This window comes from Mycoavidus sp. HKI, from assembly GCF_020023735.2.
GTDB lineage: Bacteria > Pseudomonadota > Gammaproteobacteria > Burkholderiales > Burkholderiaceae > Mycoavidus.
Window position 1 is genome coordinate 1064185 of sequence record NZ_CP076444.2, and the last position, 17103, is coordinate 1081287.

The following is a 17103-nucleotide window of genomic DNA, read 5'->3' on the forward strand; positions in this document are numbered from 1 at the left end:
ACGCTGTAGTGTGCCTCATGATTACCCAGAAATTTTAGTCACTCAGGCACATAATTTGAAACATTTTGGTTGTCTCATGCAAAGCCATGAATCCATGCCATAAAGCAGTAGGGCAAGGGGGAGATCATGCTTGCGGGCTAGGTAGTATAGCGGGCAATTATTTACAACCTCTAGAGCTTCTTCTCAGCTATTGGTAATCATGAGGTATTCTGCATCACTACCCCAGTTAAGAATGCCCATAACCAAAGAGAAGGCTTGACAATGTTAGTGGTTAACCATAGTTTTTTTTCCAATCTGCTTTCATTTTCTTATATACAAAATTACTTTCCGCTTCCTGCCATTTTTGACGAAAAATAGCAGCACTCTCCGCTTTTACAGGGTCTTCCGGCGAACGCGGCAATTCTTCTCCGTTTTGCGGATTGTATTTTCTGCCACCGGCATGATTTGCGTATCGGCGCGCGCGTGTATAACCCATTTGCAGAAATTTGCGCGCCATATCCGCCCCTACGAAATCTGTTTTTGCTAGATATGCTTGAAAAAGATCGAAGATTTTAGTGCTGCTTATTTCGGAAATCGAAGCATCTTTGAAACGCCAATGAGGCAGGATTTCTGATTTGTAAGGCTCACATAAAAGAACGCCTTGTTCGCCTTTGCCAACTTTATATTTTTCAGGATGCAATCGATAATCTGTTTCAGCATTCCATGAGTAGCTATCCTTAATATTATCCCAGTTCTCTCTTTTATGCTGTTTGGTAGAGGATTTATAGACCATAATAGAAGCTCCAACATTGAAAGTAATTTTTATTTTTAAAATTGCTAGAATTTAACATGATTATCTTATTTTGCATGAGTGCAGTCAATTCATAAAATAGTCATACATAAGATCAAACTCATTGATCAAGATCCTACATGGGGGCTGGGATATCGTAATTCCACTCATAAATTCCAGTGAGCGTGCGCGTTTCCTGCTTCACATCAGGCAGGGCCGGGAATGGCATTGCTTGAATACAGGCGACTTCGGTTTGCCATGAGTTTTTCTCCAAAATGAGCATTAGGGGAGGGAGGATGGATGGGTATGAGAGCAATAGATTTTTTGCTGATCGCAAAAATATCCAATAGCCAGCAACAATAAAATAAAAAGTTTTTTGCTTGTTTTCCGACAGTAGTGCTATTAGTATCTATTAAGTGTGTTCAAGTTAATCTAATTAATACGATCAAAGAAATGGAGGCTAAATATGTTTGGCAAAATATTTCACTCGACGTTACCCGAAAACATTACGCGCAACCTCGGCGAGTTTTATTTAGGCCAAGCTCGTACTGAGAAAGAACAGGGACACTTTGAGGTAGCGCTGGCTTTATACGATCAAGTGAAAGAAGCCCTGATGTCGCTTGGGAGCGTAAAAGAGGCGTTGAGAAAAGCGCAAAATCCCCAAACATTAGCCGATGAGACGGTGCGCTCCATGATGGCCGATGCCTATTTCGAACGTGGGGAAATATTAGAAGATTTACAGTCACTTGACAAAGCACGAGCCAGCTATCTTAAGGCTGAAAAGTGGGGCCACGAAGGCGCCAAACATCGTGCGCAAGCTTCGTCATCCCTGCTATCAGCACATAGCACCCACTCCAGTAGCTCAGGGTGGGGGCGGTTTAGGTCGCCATCTTTTTCTGCTCCATCCACTCAATTGAGCATTTCTGCTGCTTTTGTCGCTCCGGTTCCTCACTTGAGGGCGATTGCCAATATAGGGCTCGAAACGCCCCTTTTAGAGACTCCGGCCTTACAATTTTTCAGAGAAAATTTAGCCACGCCGGTGATGAAAGATGCGCTGCCCGTAGCTGGCGCGCGTCCCAAGGATCTGCAGCAGTTAGCGAATGCTCTTACCCTATTATCGTTGCAAGCGCAGAAGAATGAGGTTTTTGCAAAAATTGAACTCGCTGACGAGGCGCGCGCTTGGTTGCATGACATAGAAAGGGATGGAGCCGAAGTAAAACGGCTCTATAGCTTGGCTACCGATGTCATCCGTGTTTTTGTCGACGACGAACTGAAAGCGCTTTCAGTCGCTGAAGTAGTGGTACTTGCCCCGGGCCTTACAAAAGAGTTATTTAACGCGCTACTCAAAAGATTGATCAATGGAATTCAGCAAAGTACGTTGTTAGAAACCGATTTACTCAATGGCTTAGCTGAGATGATCCATAACGCTGCCCCTGAGTATCTGGATGCGGATGATTTAGTCAAAATTTTAGAGGTCGTCAGTGAGCGCTTGCAAAAAACCCACGGCCAAAGCGAAGATCATCTGTATCACCTAACCTCAGCGTTAACTCGTATTTTAGATGCGATGGCGGATTATGTAAAAGGCGTAGACCGTGAACGACTGCGCGAGCCGTTATTGAGCTATCTAAAAAGTTTACAAGGCAGCAGCAACCCCTACCTGGTTTATCAAGCGGCTTACGCTTGTCAAGCTTTGGCCTATGTGCCTGATAATGAAACCCTTTGGCAGGGTGCGATACGCCGCGGCAGTAGCATCCTCAAAGGGGTCTCGGGCTTAGTCAGCGCTGTCAAAGGGTTTGATCTGAATAAAATTGTAGAAAGTTTGGGCAATCTATACGAAGGGGTGGGGGGTGCAGGCGGGATCTTCGAAACGGCGGGCGATGTGTATCAGCAGGTTAAATCGCTAGCTGAAGGTGGACAAGATTTTGTGAGTTGCCTAAAGGAAGGTTTAAAGTTTGACAAAAAAGAGACCTGGTACAAGGCATTAGAAGGCGTTGATGTACTGCTGCAACAGCGCAAGCTGAGTGACTTCGAAGAATTTGTGCGCCAAGCCTCTTGCCGCCAACATAAAGCATTTCAATGGGGCTTAAGTGAGCGCTTGGGCCAATTAGCGGCTAACCCAGAGTTAGATAAAGAGACTCAGCAAGGTGCCTTGCGTTTTTTAGATGATCTTTATGGAAACGACGCGCAGTGGGGTACGCAAGCCTTTGCTAAAAAGAGAGTTATCCAAATTATCAGAGAATTAGCCATCGGCTCGCCGGTTGCGGAGGAAGCGGGAAAACTGCTCGCCCGTTTAGCTAACGAAAGCGACTCCCCCAAAAGAGCGTTCTATGAATCTTGTCTAAAAGATGCCGCGACAGGCCCGTCCCCTCTTTATAAGCAGGTACTTGCAACAACCTCTCCTACACTACTTGAGCGCGCTCAAAATACGCCCAAGGTCGAAGATGATTTGCGCCAACTGAAAAGAGAACGTTTAAAAGAATGGAAAAAGGACGAAAGACTTTACGTCAGGCCACAGGGCAAAGCCAATTTTAACGATATTAAGACATTTGATTTAACGGATGAAGTCAATACATTTCTTAACAGCGCCGATAAAAAAATCTTATTGCTATTAGGGGACTCTGGAGCAGGTAAATCAACGTTTAACTGTGCTCTCGAAGCTGATTTATGGAAGGCATATCTAAAAGATCCAAAAAATCCAGCAAAAGATCGTATCCCTTTATTTATTGCCTTACCCGAAATTGACAATCCAACTCATGAGTTAGTGGAAAAACATCTCCATCTGAAGGGCTTCAGCCAGAAGCAGGTGCGGGAATTAAAAAGTCATCACGAATTCGTCTTTATTTTAGATAGTTATGATGAAAGCCAACAGTCTAAAAATTTATATCTCAGCAATAAGATTAACCAAGAGGGCGGGTGGCAAGGACAAGTCATTATTGGCTGCCGCTCTGAATATTTTGGTGAAGATGATCGAGCTCGTTTTGCACCTGCAGATGCCACACAGTTGCAAGAAATCGTCGTAGCGCCGTTTTCAGAGACAGAGATTAAGCGATATACAGAGGCGTATGCGAAAGCGAATCCACTGAGTTGGACAGCAGAGCGCTACCAAGAAGTTCTAAAAAGTATTCCTAATTTGAAAGAGTTGGTGACCAATCCTTTTTTGCTGAAGATTACATTAGACGTATTACCGGGTCTGGAGAACCAAGAGCACAATTTATCGACTGATGGCCTAACCCGGATGGCGTTATATGACCAGTTCGTCGAACAGTGGTTCGAGCGTGCCAAACAACGATTTTTAAGGGAAAAAACGCTTGAGGGCCAAGAAAAGAAAGTCTTTGAAGAATTGATTGATGAGGGTTTTACCAAGAATGGCATTGCCTTTGTAAAGAAGCTCGCGGTCCAACTTTATGAAAGGCAGAAGGGCAATCCGGTCGTTAAATATGTCCGTTTCGAAGACCAAGAGACGTGGAAAGCAGATTTTTTTGGTTCAGAAGATGAAAAAAGGTTACTGCGAGAGGCTTGGCCCTTAAGCCGTAACAAAGATCGCTATCAGTTTATCCATAAATCGTTGTTGGAATATTTTATCGCGCGTGCGGTATTTGAACCTGGGCAAAGCGAGTTGATTGCCGCGGCGATGACGGGTTCAAGTCCTCAAGTGGAAAAGAGGGCGCGTCGCCTCAGCTTTGAGAGTCAATATTCTCTTGATGAAAGGACTATTGCCGTTGAGCAGGACTTGTTAGATTCGCCGTTGGCCCGTAAGAATTTTGTGAGTGAACCGGCGGTTATAGGATTTCTGGCTGAGCGCGCCCAGAAGGAGCCGTTATTTAAGAAGCAATTGCTGGCTGTGATTGAGCGCTCTAAAACCATCGACAAGGATCTAGCGACCTATAGCTCAATCCGTAAAGCTGCCGCCAATGCAATCACCGTGTTGGTCAAAGCAGGGATCCAATTTAATCAACAAGATTTGCAGAACATCCAGGTGCCAGGGGCGGATCTGAGTGGCGGTATGTTCGATCATGCTCAATTGCAAGGAGCGGATTTAAGACATGTCAAACTTCAGAATACATGGCTGCGCGAGGCGAATTTAAGCGGTGCTCAGATGGCCGGCGTACAGTTTGGCGAATGGCCATTTCTCGAAGAAGATAGCCAGGTAGGCTCCTGTGCGTATTCACTGGATGGGACAGCATGCGCCGTGGGTCTTAGTAGTGGCAATATCAACGTATATGCTACTTCGAACTGGGCAAAAATCCGCACCTTAAGCGGCCATCGCGGTGCGCTTTGGAGCGTCGCTTATTCGCCGAAAAACGATCAGATTGCCGCTGGTGGCCAAGACAAGAAAGTCAGGCTGTGGGACGTAACAACCGGAGCTTGCCGCTACACCTTAAGCGGCCATAGCGATGAGGTGAGCAGCGTCGCATATTCGCCCAAAGGTGATCAGGTCGTCTCTGGTGGTGACAAGACAGTACGGTTGTGGGACGTAGAAACGGGCGCTGCTCTCCATATCTTAAGCGGCCATCGCGGCAAGATTACTAGCGTTGCTTATGCGCCGAAAGAAGCGCAGATCGCCTCTGGCAGTGAAGACAATACAGTGCGGTTATGGGACATAGAAAGTGGAGCTTGCCGCTACACCTTACGTGGCCACGACGATGAGGTGACTAGCGTCGTGTATTCGCCACAAGGAGAGCAGCTTGCTTCTAGCAGTGATGACAATACAGTGCGGTTGTGGGACGTAAAAACTGGCGCTTGCCAGTACATTTTAAGCGGCCATAATTATCCGGTGACTAGCGTCGCGTACTCACCGAAAGGAGATCAAATTGCCTCTGGCAGTCATGACAAGACAGTGCGGCTATGGGACGTAGCAACCGGCACTTTTCGCCACACCTTCAGCGGCCATAGCCATTGGGTTCGGAGCGTCGTGTATGCACCCAAAGGAGATCAGATCGCCTCTGGCAGTAATGACGGTACCGTGCGGCTATGGGATGTGGAAATTGAAGCTGGCCACACCTTAAGCGGCCATAGCGGTGAGGTTAATAGCGTGGTGTATGCGCCGATAGGCAACCAACTCGCCTCTGGCAGTGAAGACAATACAGTGCGGCTATGGGATGTAGAAACTGGAGTGTGCCGCCACACTTTAAGCGGCTATAGCGTTGGGGTTCCTTGCGTCTTTGGGATTACTAGCGTTGCGTATTCACCGCAAGGTGATCAGCTTGCCGCTGGCAGTTGGGACGATAGAGTGCGGCTGTGGGACATTGCAACCGGAGCGTGCCGCCACACGTTAATCGGCCATCGTGGTACGGTTTTTAGCGTGGCGTATTCGCCTACCGGCGAGCAGCTCGCCTCTGGCAGTGAAGACAAATCAGTACGGTTGTGGGACGCAAAAACTGGAACTCGCCGCCACACCTTGAAGGGTCATAGAAGTGACGTTAAGAGCGTCATCTACTCGCCGACAGGTGAGCAACTCGCCTCTGGCAGTGAAGATAAGACAGTGCGGCTATGGGATGTAGCAACCGGAGTGTGCCGCTACACCCTGAAAGGCCACAAAGGTAATGTGAATAGCGTCGTATATTCGCCAACAGGTGAGCAACTTGCTTCAGGCAGTGAAGATAAAACAGTGCGCCTGTGGGATGTAGAAACGGGAACGTGCCGCCACACCTTGAAAGGCCATAAAGGTGATGTGAATAGCGTCGTGTATTCGCCCAAAGGTGAGCAACTCGCCTCTGGCAGCGAAGACAAAACAGTGCGGCTGTGGCAGGTTGAAAGCGGCCGCTGTCAGATGGTGCTTGAAGGGTGTAACGGTTCGGTGATGAGTGTCGCCTGGAAAGAGGCTTCCACCGCCGGCCACTATTTGGTAACCGGCAGTGGTGATAAGGCGGTACGACAGTGGCAGGTGATACAAGCGGGAGATCAATATAAAGCCTTTCTATGCTGGAGTTCGACGCATGATGTTCTTACCGCGAAGGGTACTTTAATCGAAAACGTACAGGGCTTAAGTGAGATCAATGAGCAGCTATTAAAGCAGCGCGGAGCAGTCTTGCTTGAAAAAAATAAAGGGAGCGCAGTATCTGCAGAAGAAGGTGCTGACGAGATGGCCTCTGATGATGAGGGCTCTTGGTCAACAGCCTCTGACAATGACAATGAAAGTGTGGCAGAAGCGCTTTGAGAGAAAAACCGCGGAAGGACTAGCCTGTGTGATTTCGCGGGAGCGGTATGCCAACGTTATGTAAGTGTTTTATGCTATCGCTAAATCTGGTAACGGTCAGATCAGATCACAACTAGTACACTTGAAGGAGATGCGATGGACATCGACAACGAAGCTATCGACGAAGTGGTATTGGCGTTGCTTCACTTGAATTTATGCGACCAGAACCGAGCCTGGAAAGGCTTAGACTGGCCAGCGCTGAAACGGCTGCACATCAAAGGTTTAATCCACGACCCAGTCAGCCGTGCGAAGTCGGTGGGGCTGACGGAAAAAGGGTTGCACGAAGCTGAGCGGCTGTTCACTAAGTATTTTGTGCGGCGGAATTCCGGGCCGGAAGGTCAATGCAGTTGATCGGTGCCGGTATGGGTGCGTGATCGGATCGTGTAAGCAGTTTGTTCACACCAATGCATTAAAATACAAGAAAATAAAAGTAAATGCTGCATTTCTAGTTTGCTACCAGGCGTTATGATTAAAATCATAAAAGGATACAAGTGATGAGTTTTAAAAACCATTTACTATATATATAAGCCAATTGACTGCCCAAAAAAAGAAATGTCAGTAGCGGGGTGGAGCACTTAGCAAGCTTTGGCTTTTGTTTTCCCTTTTTATAAAGGCGAGAAAGCGTAAGCACTCCACGATCCCCAGACTTGGCGCTTGGGAGAGAAGAAGGCATACTGAATTCCTCTAGATAAAACAGAAGCGATGGAGCAGAGTTAAGGATGGGAGCGGAATTTTGGCCAGAGCAGCATGTGGGAGTAGCCAAATTAGATAGGGATAAGGGACCGCTAACTGATATTGGTCAGGGGGTTAAAATTCCATGGCAACAGCGCCTCGACATCCTCGACAGTCTTTGCTGCTGGCAACTCATGCAGGACATAGCGCAGCCAGAGATAGGGTTCCAGGCCATTGGCCTTGGCCGTTTCGACCAGCGAATAGATGACGGCACTAGCATGGGCACCCGCTGTCGTATTACTGAACAGCCAGGCCTTGCGACCTACCACGAACGGGCGGATCGCATTCTCACAGCGGTTGTTATCGATCGGCAGATCGCCGCGCTCGGTATAGCGCTTGAGCATGCTCCAGTTATCGTGCATATACTTCAGTGCTCCACCAAGAGCGCTTTTCGGCGTAACGCCAGGCCGCAACTTTTCCATCCAAGCGTACAGTTTATCCAGGATCGGTATGCTCAGCTTCTTGCGCGCCTTCAGGCGTGCTTCGTCGTCGGCGTCTTTATGATCACGTTCGATGCGGTATAACTGTCTTATCATCTTGATAGCCTCGTCGGCATGCCCACTCTTGCCTTTGGGCTGAACATTGACCGCCTCGATGTAGCGCCGTCTCACGTGTGCCCAGCACATGAGATGCTCGATGCCCTCGATCTCAGTTAATTTGTTATATGCATCATATCCGTCGGTCATCAGATAACCGCGATAGTCGTGCAATAAGCGCACGGGCACCTCCCTGCCACGGCTAGGATCATAGTCGTAAATGACAACCGGTTTGCCTGGCGGTCCGCCGGTTTGTACCCACATATACGAATTGGAGGTAGGCGTTTTGTTCGGCTCTTTAAGCACTTGCACCACCGTTTCATCGATATGCAGCACAGAGCTCTCAAGCAAGGTGTCGCGTATCAGATTGTGCAAGGGCTGCAACACAGAACCACAGCTGATTACCCAGCGCGCCAATGTCTGGGTGGGCACGGACATGCCGTGGCGATCCAGTACCTTGGCGAAACGGGTGAGAGGCAAGCCATCGACGAACTTAACCGTCAACAGCATGGCCAGGAAGTTGGCGCTCGCGTTACTCTTAGGCAGAGGCTGCGGCGGCAATGGTGCTGTGACTGGAGCATGAACACTGCTGGGGCAGCCATAGCGCATACGAATGTGGCGTAGTACACGTATCTGCATGGGCACGATGTCGAGTTGCTCGCTCACATCCTGTCCGATGACCACCATCGGTGTCCCACAGGCACAGGTGCGTTCGGCTTCGGGAACATCGTACACGATCTCAACTCGTTTCAACTCTGCTGGTAATGGGCTCCGCTTGCCGCGCGCAGGTTTCTCTTGGCCTTCCGACTTGGGGGCCAGTGGTGCGATATCCTCTACCTCGGTTGTGGCTTCGGCCAATACTTCCGCTTCATCGAACAAACGGCCCTGGCCACTCATCTGCTCTGAACTCGGGCCAAACTGGCGCCGCCGCGCCAGTATAATTTGTTCGATCAGGCGCCTAATCTCATCGCGTGCTTGGCTGATCTCATTGTGTGCTTGGCTAATCTCGTTGTGTGCCTGACTGATCTCGTCGCGTGCCTGACTGATCACATTGCGTGCTGCCATCTGGGACGCCTCATACGCTTGCTGTTGCGTATGCAACAGCGCTGTGAGCGCAGCCACATCGGTTGACAAAACGGCCGGTAGCGTGACCTCTGGCAGAGCGAAGTCTATGGGTAAAATGAATTCTTTTTCGGCACTTTCAAACATGCCATATTTTATCAAATCTCTCTATGAAACAGTATTAAAATACAGTGTTTTATGCGGTTTGTTTCTCCATAAATCAAACCCTTCCAGAAGCCATTCAAATTCCTGTAAGCTCAACGTCTGCGTGGCCTCTTGGGCACCCTTAGGCCAGGCAAATTTCTCCGATTCAAGGCGCTTGAGCCACAGGCAAAAACCATTGCGATGCCAGTACAATACCTTGAGCTTATTGCGCTGGCGATTGATAAAAACATACAGTGCACTGCCGAACGGGTTTAGTCCCAATTCTTGCTCGACCAGCGCACTCAAGCCGTTGATCGCTTTCCTAAAATCAACTGGCTCCTGGCACAAGTAAACCTGCTCAATCTCACAGCCCGGATGCATCAGTGCTCTCCTTGCGCCGCACGACCAAGGGCCACCAGCCATTCTGGCGACGGCAGGTCAGATAGCTCTAGCCGCATTCCTGAGGGCAATACTAAGCTGCAACCGCAAGCGCGTGGCTCGTCAACCGCCTCCCTCACCCGCAGCGCTACAAATTTGCTTGCCTGCCTCGATTCGATACTTTCATCTGTCGCCTTTAATTTGTTCTGCCAATAATATAGGCCTTTCACAGATACACCATGCCGCTTCGCATAGCTACTCAATGAGCTACCTTTGTGTTTGGCTGCCTCCAAATGGGCTGACCAAAATTTTTCTCCCAATCTCATCTTTGTTCTATTGCTCCATCTGAATTTAGATGTGAGAAAGTATGAGGACTCCAACTTCAAGCCACAAGTCTGGGGTTCATGGCGTTCTTACAAAAAAACAATGGTCGGTATCGTTGCAGTGTGAAACACTTGGAGTAAGCTCAAGTGGCTATCATCAACACTTTGCAAGACAAGCTAAGCCACATCAGGGCAAGCCTGTCAGTAACAAAGCATTGTTAGTGCACATTAAGGCTGCCCATATGGAGTCCAAGGCTGAATATGGCTGGCCAAGGGTGTGGAAGGAGCTGACCGTACGTGGCATCGCCGTCGGCAAGGAGCGTATTCGTAAGCTGATGAAGCTGCATGGCATCAAAGTGTGCGATTTACATACATCGTTTCAATTAAAATAGGCGGATGAACGCACAAATACGCTGTCGACTTAAATGGGTCAAACTATACGAAGAGCTGGGAGATGCAGGCGTGGTATGTCGACGTTGTGGCATCTCCCGGCCGACATTACGCAAGTGGGTTAAACGCTATCAACAAGAGGGCGAAGTGGGCCTGGATTCAATGAGCCGCCGTCCACACCACAGCCCTAATCGCAAGGTCACGCAGACCGACCAGGACAATATTTTGCGTATGCGTGGTGAGGATAAGGGCGCACACCGCATACAAAATGAACTTCGTCTATATGAACAAAAAGAATTGTCACTGCGGACCATTCATAAAGTTTTGGTCGCGGCAAAAGTCAATCCGCTGGTCAAACCCAAACGGTCAATTCCGTCTAAGCGATATAGTCTTCTCATTCCAGGTGAACGCGTACAAATAGACACCATGAAAGTCGCACCAGGGGTGTATCAATATACGGCGGTGGATGACTGTTCGCGATTTCGCGTGTTGGCAGTTCATCCGCGCCGCGATGCCCGCCACACCTTGCTTTTCCTTGATCGCGTGATAGAAGAAATGCCCTTTCCGATTCAACGGATTCAAACGGATCGTGGAACCGAATTTTTCGCTGAAAGCGTACAAAGATATTTGATGAGCAATTGCATTAAATTTCGTCCAATTCCACCTCGTTCACCCCATCTCAATGGCAAAGTCGAGCGCTCTCAACTCACCGATAAAATTGAGTTTTGGTCACGCTATTCACATAAGGAACAAGGCATTGATCAGCGTATTGAAGAATGGCAGTTTGAATACAATTGGCGACGCCCACACGGCTCTCTTTCTGGAAAGACACCCGTTGGCAAGCTTGCAGAAGTAGGCGCACAGATCCCGCTTTCTGAAGACATTACTTCTGCTTATGACTTACGCAAAGAACGCATCCGTTATAGCAATTGGAAAGTCGATTTAGCTATCGCTGCTATGGATTTGCAATAACCCTACTGAACTAATCATCTCACTCATTTTTACCCTAAAAAAACATTAAAAATGGTTTGCAGAAAAGTGAAACGATGTATGTAAATCGCACACATCAAGGCACGCACCAAGCATAAGTACAGGGTGACTACGGACTCTAATCACAGCTTGCCAATTGCTCCGAATCTATTAAACCGGCAGTTCGCTATAGTGCAACCGAAATCGATGAAAACTCCTCCTTCGAATCAGAGGAGCCAAGCGAGGGGGGATGAAATTTCTAATTAAAACTCAAAGTATGGAACAGGAATTTCTTTGATTGATTTAACATAATGTGAATTATAGACACTTTGTGTGTAAGAGCAAGTTAAGATGTCCTATTTTTAGATCGGCAGCAATGTGTTCAATGCCTAGCTGGGCAAGCGCGCGGCCAAACTGGGTATGGGTTACCCCACCAGATCCCAACTATGCCCTGCTATCCATTCATGGCTACTGGCATCTTGATGCACGAGCATACCCCTTAGCTGAGTTCGCTCATCTTGAAGGTTAGTTTAGTTTTTAGTCTTTTGACAGAAAAACCGTAATCTCGACTATTTTTATAGGCGAGCCCTACCATGTCCAATACGCTGATACTGTCGGAATAAGAACTTGACAACATTCTTTTTACAAATTATATAAGTAATTTTAATCTTAATTAGTTTATTTACTGTTAGGCAGTTACCCTAACCAACTAGATTAATGCATGCAAGGTGAACGTGGGTATGCAATATTCAACGCTAGAAATCATGACGAATAGAGGCTTTATTAATGGATATCGATCAACTTAGATCAGTAATCGCGCAAGGAGAATCCGAAACCGTTGAATTTAAAACCTCAACAACCCAATTAAAGCCAGCTTTTGAAACGCTTTGTGCCTTTTTGAATGGTAAGGGCGGAGTTGTTTGCATCGGAATCAATGATCAAGGCAAAATGATAGGACAGGAAGTGAGTGACCACACGCGCCAAGAAATTGCACGAGAACTAGGCAAATTGGAACCAACGCCTCAAGTCGATATTCTCTATACCTCTATAAAAGAAAGAAAATTCGTTATTTTTATGCGAGTTGATGCGGGTGTCCACATTCCTTATATCTACAATGGCCGCCCTTTCCAAAGGAACCAATCTAGCACGATGAGGATGTCACAACATCGTTACAACCAACTGCTAATGATGGCAAGGCAATCGCCTTATGCATGGGAAGAAATCATTGCCCCTGAATATAGCCAAAGTGATCTAGAGGCAGAAGAAATATATAAAACCGTTTCAGATAGCATAAAAGAAAATAGAATCCCAGCAAGCGCACAAAAAGAAGACGTACAAAGTATTTTAGAGCGTTTTAATCTCATCAAAGATAGAGGATTAAAACGTGCGGCTATAGTGCTGTACGCTCGGCAAGCTTCTCTAAAATTGGTGCAATGCAGAATTAAGCTGGCTCGATTTAGAGGTACTAATAAACTCGGAGAATTTATTGACAACCAGCAGATACAGGGTAATGCGTTTAACCTACTGACAGAAGCTGATACTTTTCTGAGAAGACACTTACCCATAACGAGTTTTTTCAGCGGTGATCAGTTTAAACGCATTGATAAGTTTGCTCTTCCTATCATGGCTATACGCGAAGCATTGGTCAATGCGATTTGTCATAGAGACTATGCAGATCGCTCAACAGATATCTCCTTAGCGATTTTCGATGATCGTTTAGAAATATGGAACAGTGGATTACTACCGCCGAAACTCACCGTTGATGATCTCCGACGTGCTCATGATTCTGTGCTCAGAAATACATTGATTGCCAATGTTTTCTATGTGCGAGGCTATATTGAAAAATGGGGAATTGGCACTAATAAGATGATCGATTTCTGCAAAATGGAGGGCATCCCAGAGCCTATATTTGAAGAACGCTCAGGAGGCTTGGTAGTCATTTTTAGATTTAAAACTCCTATTAGCCAGCCTAGTCGTGTCACCAATGCCATGAACTCTAGGCAAGAAAAGATCGTGGAATTTCTCAAAGAAGTAAAAACAGCCACTAAACAGGAAATTTTGAAATATCTGACTTCGCAAACCTCTACTACGAAGCCGCAAACATTTTCTGCTTCAAGCAAAACGATCTTGAGAGATTTGCAATATTTACAAACCATTGGATTGGTTTATTTAAAAGGCCAGCATAGAAGCGCAGTATGGGTGCTGCAGGATCGTAATGAGAATACCTTATAAGTATTGGGACATATTGGGACATATTGGGACATATTGGGACATATTGGGACATCATCTCCGTTTCGATCAATGCTCCATCCAAGGCGTTGTCGCTCTGCGCTCAACATCTTGCTGATCGCTCTCCCCCGCCATACAGATTCATAATGTACACATGAAATATTGGCACATATAATGAACTTTATTGTTCACTTATTGTATATTTAAATGCGGCTAGGGGAATTGATGGTTGCCCTAGAATACTGGGATGCTGGGATGCTGCGGGCGTCTAGACCTTTTCGTCCAACACCTTGAAGTTACTCTTCCCAGATGGCGACCGAGCCCGATTGAAAGCGCTCTCGGCGCACCAGAGCGCCGGGCTAATCACCAACTTGGATGAGACCAACTGACTGGGCGGAATTTTCGGCGTTTCCCGCTTACCCCCTTTCAACGAGCCTTGCGGCCGATAGGCCGATTACCACGCTATTCAGAAAAAACTTAACGCTATTTTTAAACTTGTTCGGTAACCTATGTTATGAGGCAACGTTAGCCCCCTTCGGTGACCTTTTTTAATGAGGCAACGCGATTGCGCCTAAGAAAATCTCCCCTGCTGCGATAATGGAATCGCCCACAGCTTTAACTATGCATCGATTTGTATATTTTAGAAATAGCCTATACTTTTAATAGAGGTATTTAATTTAACTCTATGGTGTAGGAGAGGTGTGATGAAAACTAACGCACAGCTTTATGAAGACATTATGGATAAGCTTGAGTTTGAACCCAGTGTGCATGGCTCTAATATCACCGTCGCAGTAAATGGTGAAGTGGTTGTTTTAGACGGTAAAGTGGGCAGTTTGTTTGAAAAACATGCTGCAGAACGGGCAATCAAAAGCATTGCAGGGGTGAAAGCGGTGGCTAATGAGCTACGAGTGGAATTAGCAAGCCAATATCGAGTATCGGATGTTGATATTGCGAATGCCGCTGTTAATGCATTGAAATGGAACAGTACTCTGCCTCAGGAGCGGCCTCAAGTCGCCGTCGAAGATGGTCATGTGACACTGACTGGCAAGGTAAATTGGTGGTATCAACGTGAAGCAGCTGAAAAAGCTATCAGATGGCTTTCAGGGGTAAAAAGCCTTAATAATCAAATTACGATACAAAGTGGCCTCTCACCAAAAGATATTAAAGCGCTGATTACCAAGGAATTTCATCGCCATGCGCAAGTGGATGCAGAACGGATCCATGTCGAAATTGAAGGCAGCAAGGTGATACTAAAAGGTAGGGTAGGTACCTGGTTAGAACTACAAGAAGCTAAACGGGGAGCCTGGTCGGCACCGGGCGTGTTGAGCGTCGTGACTGATGAGTTAGTAATCGGCTAGATTAGAAATCTCTTCGGGAAGATTTTTTGGCTAATAACTGCTCAACCGACATTCCGCTACTCCCTTTCCTCAATCTGATAGATTTTACAAGCGGTATCGCCAAACAACCGGATAATCTTGATTCTGACGTCATTAAGGTTGGAAACGGCTTCATGGATTAACGCGCGTTGATGATCGAAGATACGCACCAACGCAACGCCTTCCATTAACTGGAATATCCATCGCAAGGTAGGTGTACTGGTGGGTTTGCCCAGTTGATTGGGTAAGGTGTCAGCATAGGCCTCGAGCTTTGCACGCACTTGAAATTGTGCGAGGTTGTAGACCATGAGGCATAAGGTCATCACCATCATCAATGCAGCGATACGCTGTGGCGATTTTAAAAAGAGCGTATCCGCTAGGAAGTCAGGATTTTTCAAAAACCGAAAGCCATTCTCAACCGTTTGCTGAGCTTTGTAGTCGGCGAGAATGCGCTTGTCGGGGTAACCCTGCTTGTCACCCTCGTTGGTGGCCAGGATGAAACGCCCTTTAGTTTGCAGTAGCTTCTGGATCGCTTCGTCATTGCGCTGGATCTGAACCTGGATTTGATACCCCATACATTGTTTTGTTTCTCCCTTCTTGGGACGACCTGCTTTCTCATACTTTTCTACTGGCGCAACAGTCGGGGCCAAGATGAATAGCGGGTGCGACTTCTGTTCTCGCCTGAATGTTTTATGCGCGTCGGCTTCACACGCAAACAGCTCGGTGCTGAATTGTTTCATTTGTTTTTGCAGCGCTTGTTCTTGTTTGGTCAGGCGCTTTTGGAGAGACTGTGCTTCGCGTTGGTATGCCTGTTCTGAGAAGACGAGTAACCAGCGTTGTTGGATGCCGGCATAATCCATATCGAATGATGCATGTCGATAGCCGTCTTCCTGTTCACTCCAAGCTATTTCTTGCGTTGATTTGCTCACTAACTCCCGAGCTTCCAGGATTGTTTCTGGTACACGTGATACCCAAATGGTGTGCTCCATCTTTTTGAGGTTTTCAGCTGTGTAAAGCGCCGAATCGGCCACCCAACGCAGCGTACGGGTGCAATCAATTTCTTGGCGAAATGCATTGATGCGTTCTATTGTTTCTGGCAACACCGTCTTGTCTGAGGCGTTGCCATCGCAAGGCATCATCCATAACGGAATGCCTGAACCGCCTGCCACCGCCAATGACAGCACGACTTGTTTCAAATCAGGGCGATGGTCTTTGGAGTACCCATGAGTCACAGTAATTTCAACCGCCTCGCCTGCGTCCTCTCTTTGTTCGCTAACTCCCTCATCGCTTGCATATTTGCCATGCACAGAAAAACTCGTCGTATCCACATGCACCAACTCATCAAGAAGGTCATGTTCCAGTGCAATCTCAAAGGCCACTTCCCCGAATAGCTTGCTCGGCCCATACTGCGCTATCGCGTCCAATGCGTCTCCCAACGCATCATCATTCAAATGCCTGGCCTCAATCCCAGACCCTAATAAAGCTTCTAATGGTTTGCTTTCAAAAAACTGTGGCGTCAGATACAGTCGACGGTTCGTAAATCCCAGTCCATTCAGAATCATCGCAACGCAGGCTGTGCCATAGCTGACAATTCGCCCAGGGTGGCTAGTCAAATGCTTATCTATCCGCTGAGCAAGTTGCAAGTCCTGGCATTTCGATGCAACCAAGCCATGATGATCTAGTACATGTGTGATGATTGCTGGTGCACTTTGACCCATATTCCGCCCTCTGAAAAATCAAATGGCTATCTCAACATGATGTAAAGTGAAATTCAAGTTTTTTTGAAGGGGAGGTGGCGGAATGTCGGGCTCAAGCAGAAGCGGAGATGGATGATTTCGACCAGTCCGTCACCCCATGCGAACACCTCCATGACCGCCGGCGTCTGGTCGGCTTCGGCGGCATACGGCGCTGAGCAGTCCGCAGAAATGCCCCCTCTGGAGGATGTCAGGAATTTTGTGTGAAAGAAGCTTGATTGAAGCTATGGCAGGCTGACCCAGTC

General features: G+C 47.3%; 11 protein-coding genes and 2 pseudogenes. 7 read left to right on the plus strand and 6 right to left on the minus strand.

Features of this window, described 5'->3' with window-relative positions; translation table 11 throughout:
* Nucleotides 1–271 precede the first annotated feature (271 nt).
* Nucleotides 272–772, minus strand: coding sequence for a DUF4385 domain-containing protein (locus KMZ15_RS04365; RefSeq protein WP_223694564.1), 501 nt, complete (start codon nucleotides 770–772; stop codon nucleotides 272–274).
* Between the two features lie 463 nt (nucleotides 773–1235).
* Here KMZ15_RS04365 and KMZ15_RS04370 point away from each other — a divergent pair, with 463 nt between their 5' ends.
* Both KMZ15_RS04370 and KMZ15_RS04375 read left to right on the plus strand, forming a co-directional pair.
* Nucleotides 1236–6926, plus strand: coding sequence for a pentapeptide repeat-containing protein (locus KMZ15_RS04370; RefSeq protein ID WP_223694566.1), 5691 nt, complete (start codon nucleotides 1236–1238; stop codon nucleotides 6924–6926).
* A gap of 135 nt (nucleotides 6927–7061) precedes the next feature.
* A complete protein-coding gene (locus KMZ15_RS04375) occupies nucleotides 7062–7316 on the plus strand; it encodes a DUF6429 family protein (protein ID WP_223694568.1) in 255 nt (84 codons plus the stop codon).
* 124 nt (nucleotides 7317–7440) lie between these two features.
* On the opposite strand, the gene KMZ15_RS04380 is transcribed toward KMZ15_RS04375, so the two are convergent.
* The 4 genes from KMZ15_RS04380 to KMZ15_RS04395 form a co-directional block, all read right to left on the minus strand.
* Nucleotides 7441–7638, minus strand: coding sequence for a hypothetical protein (locus tag KMZ15_RS04380; RefSeq protein WP_223694570.1), 198 nt, complete (start codon nucleotides 7636–7638; stop codon nucleotides 7441–7443).
* A 112-nt stretch (nucleotides 7639–7750) separates the two neighbouring features.
* A complete protein-coding gene (locus KMZ15_RS04385; protein ID WP_223691060.1) occupies nucleotides 7751–9442 on the minus strand; it encodes an IS66 family transposase in 1692 nt (563 codons plus the stop codon).
* A 21-nt stretch (nucleotides 9443–9463) separates the two neighbouring features.
* Nucleotides 9464–9820 carry an IS66 family insertion sequence element accessory protein TnpB gene (tnpB, locus tag KMZ15_RS04390; RefSeq protein ID WP_223691061.1) on the minus strand — a complete coding sequence of 119 codons (357 nt, stop codon included), beginning with the start codon at nucleotides 9818–9820 and terminating at the stop codon, nucleotides 9464–9466.
* Nucleotides 9820–10047, minus strand: coding sequence for a hypothetical protein (locus KMZ15_RS04395; RefSeq protein ID WP_223694151.1), 228 nt, complete (start codon nucleotides 10045–10047; stop codon nucleotides 9820–9822). The genes tnpB and KMZ15_RS04395 overlap by 1 nt, the downstream gene beginning before the upstream one ends.
* 191 nt (nucleotides 10048–10238) lie before the next feature.
* Between KMZ15_RS04395 and KMZ15_RS04400 the strand changes: the two are divergent.
* The 5 genes and pseudogenes from KMZ15_RS04400 to KMZ15_RS04420 all read left to right on the plus strand — a co-directional run.
* Nucleotides 10239–10496, plus strand: a pseudogene (locus KMZ15_RS04400) (IS3 family transposase); the annotation flags it as partial.
* A 40-nt stretch (nucleotides 10497–10536) separates the two neighbouring features.
* A complete protein-coding gene (locus tag KMZ15_RS04405) occupies nucleotides 10537–11502 on the plus strand; it encodes an IS481 family transposase (protein WP_223694572.1) in 966 nt (321 codons plus the stop codon).
* 63 nt (nucleotides 11503–11565) lie between these two features.
* Nucleotides 11566–11685 (plus strand): annotated as a pseudogene (locus KMZ15_RS04410) (IS3 family transposase); the annotation flags it as partial.
* A 600-nt stretch (nucleotides 11686–12285) separates the two neighbouring features.
* Nucleotides 12286–13731: an ATP-binding protein gene (locus KMZ15_RS04415; RefSeq protein WP_223694574.1), complete on the plus strand. Its 1446-nt coding sequence runs from the start codon at nucleotides 12286–12288 to the stop codon at nucleotides 13729–13731.
* A 701-nt stretch (nucleotides 13732–14432) separates the two neighbouring features.
* On the plus strand, nucleotides 14433–15086 hold the full coding sequence (locus KMZ15_RS04420) for a BON domain-containing protein (RefSeq protein WP_223694576.1): 654 nt from the start codon (nucleotides 14433–14435) through the stop codon (nucleotides 15084–15086).
* Nucleotides 15087–15142: 56 nt separating this feature from the next.
* Here the strand turns inward: KMZ15_RS04420 and KMZ15_RS04425 are convergent, their stop codons facing one another.
* Nucleotides 15143–16822, minus strand: coding sequence for an IS1634 family transposase (locus KMZ15_RS04425; RefSeq protein WP_223691866.1), 1680 nt, complete (start codon nucleotides 16820–16822; stop codon nucleotides 15143–15145).
* Nucleotides 16823–17103: the final 281 nt, after the last annotated feature.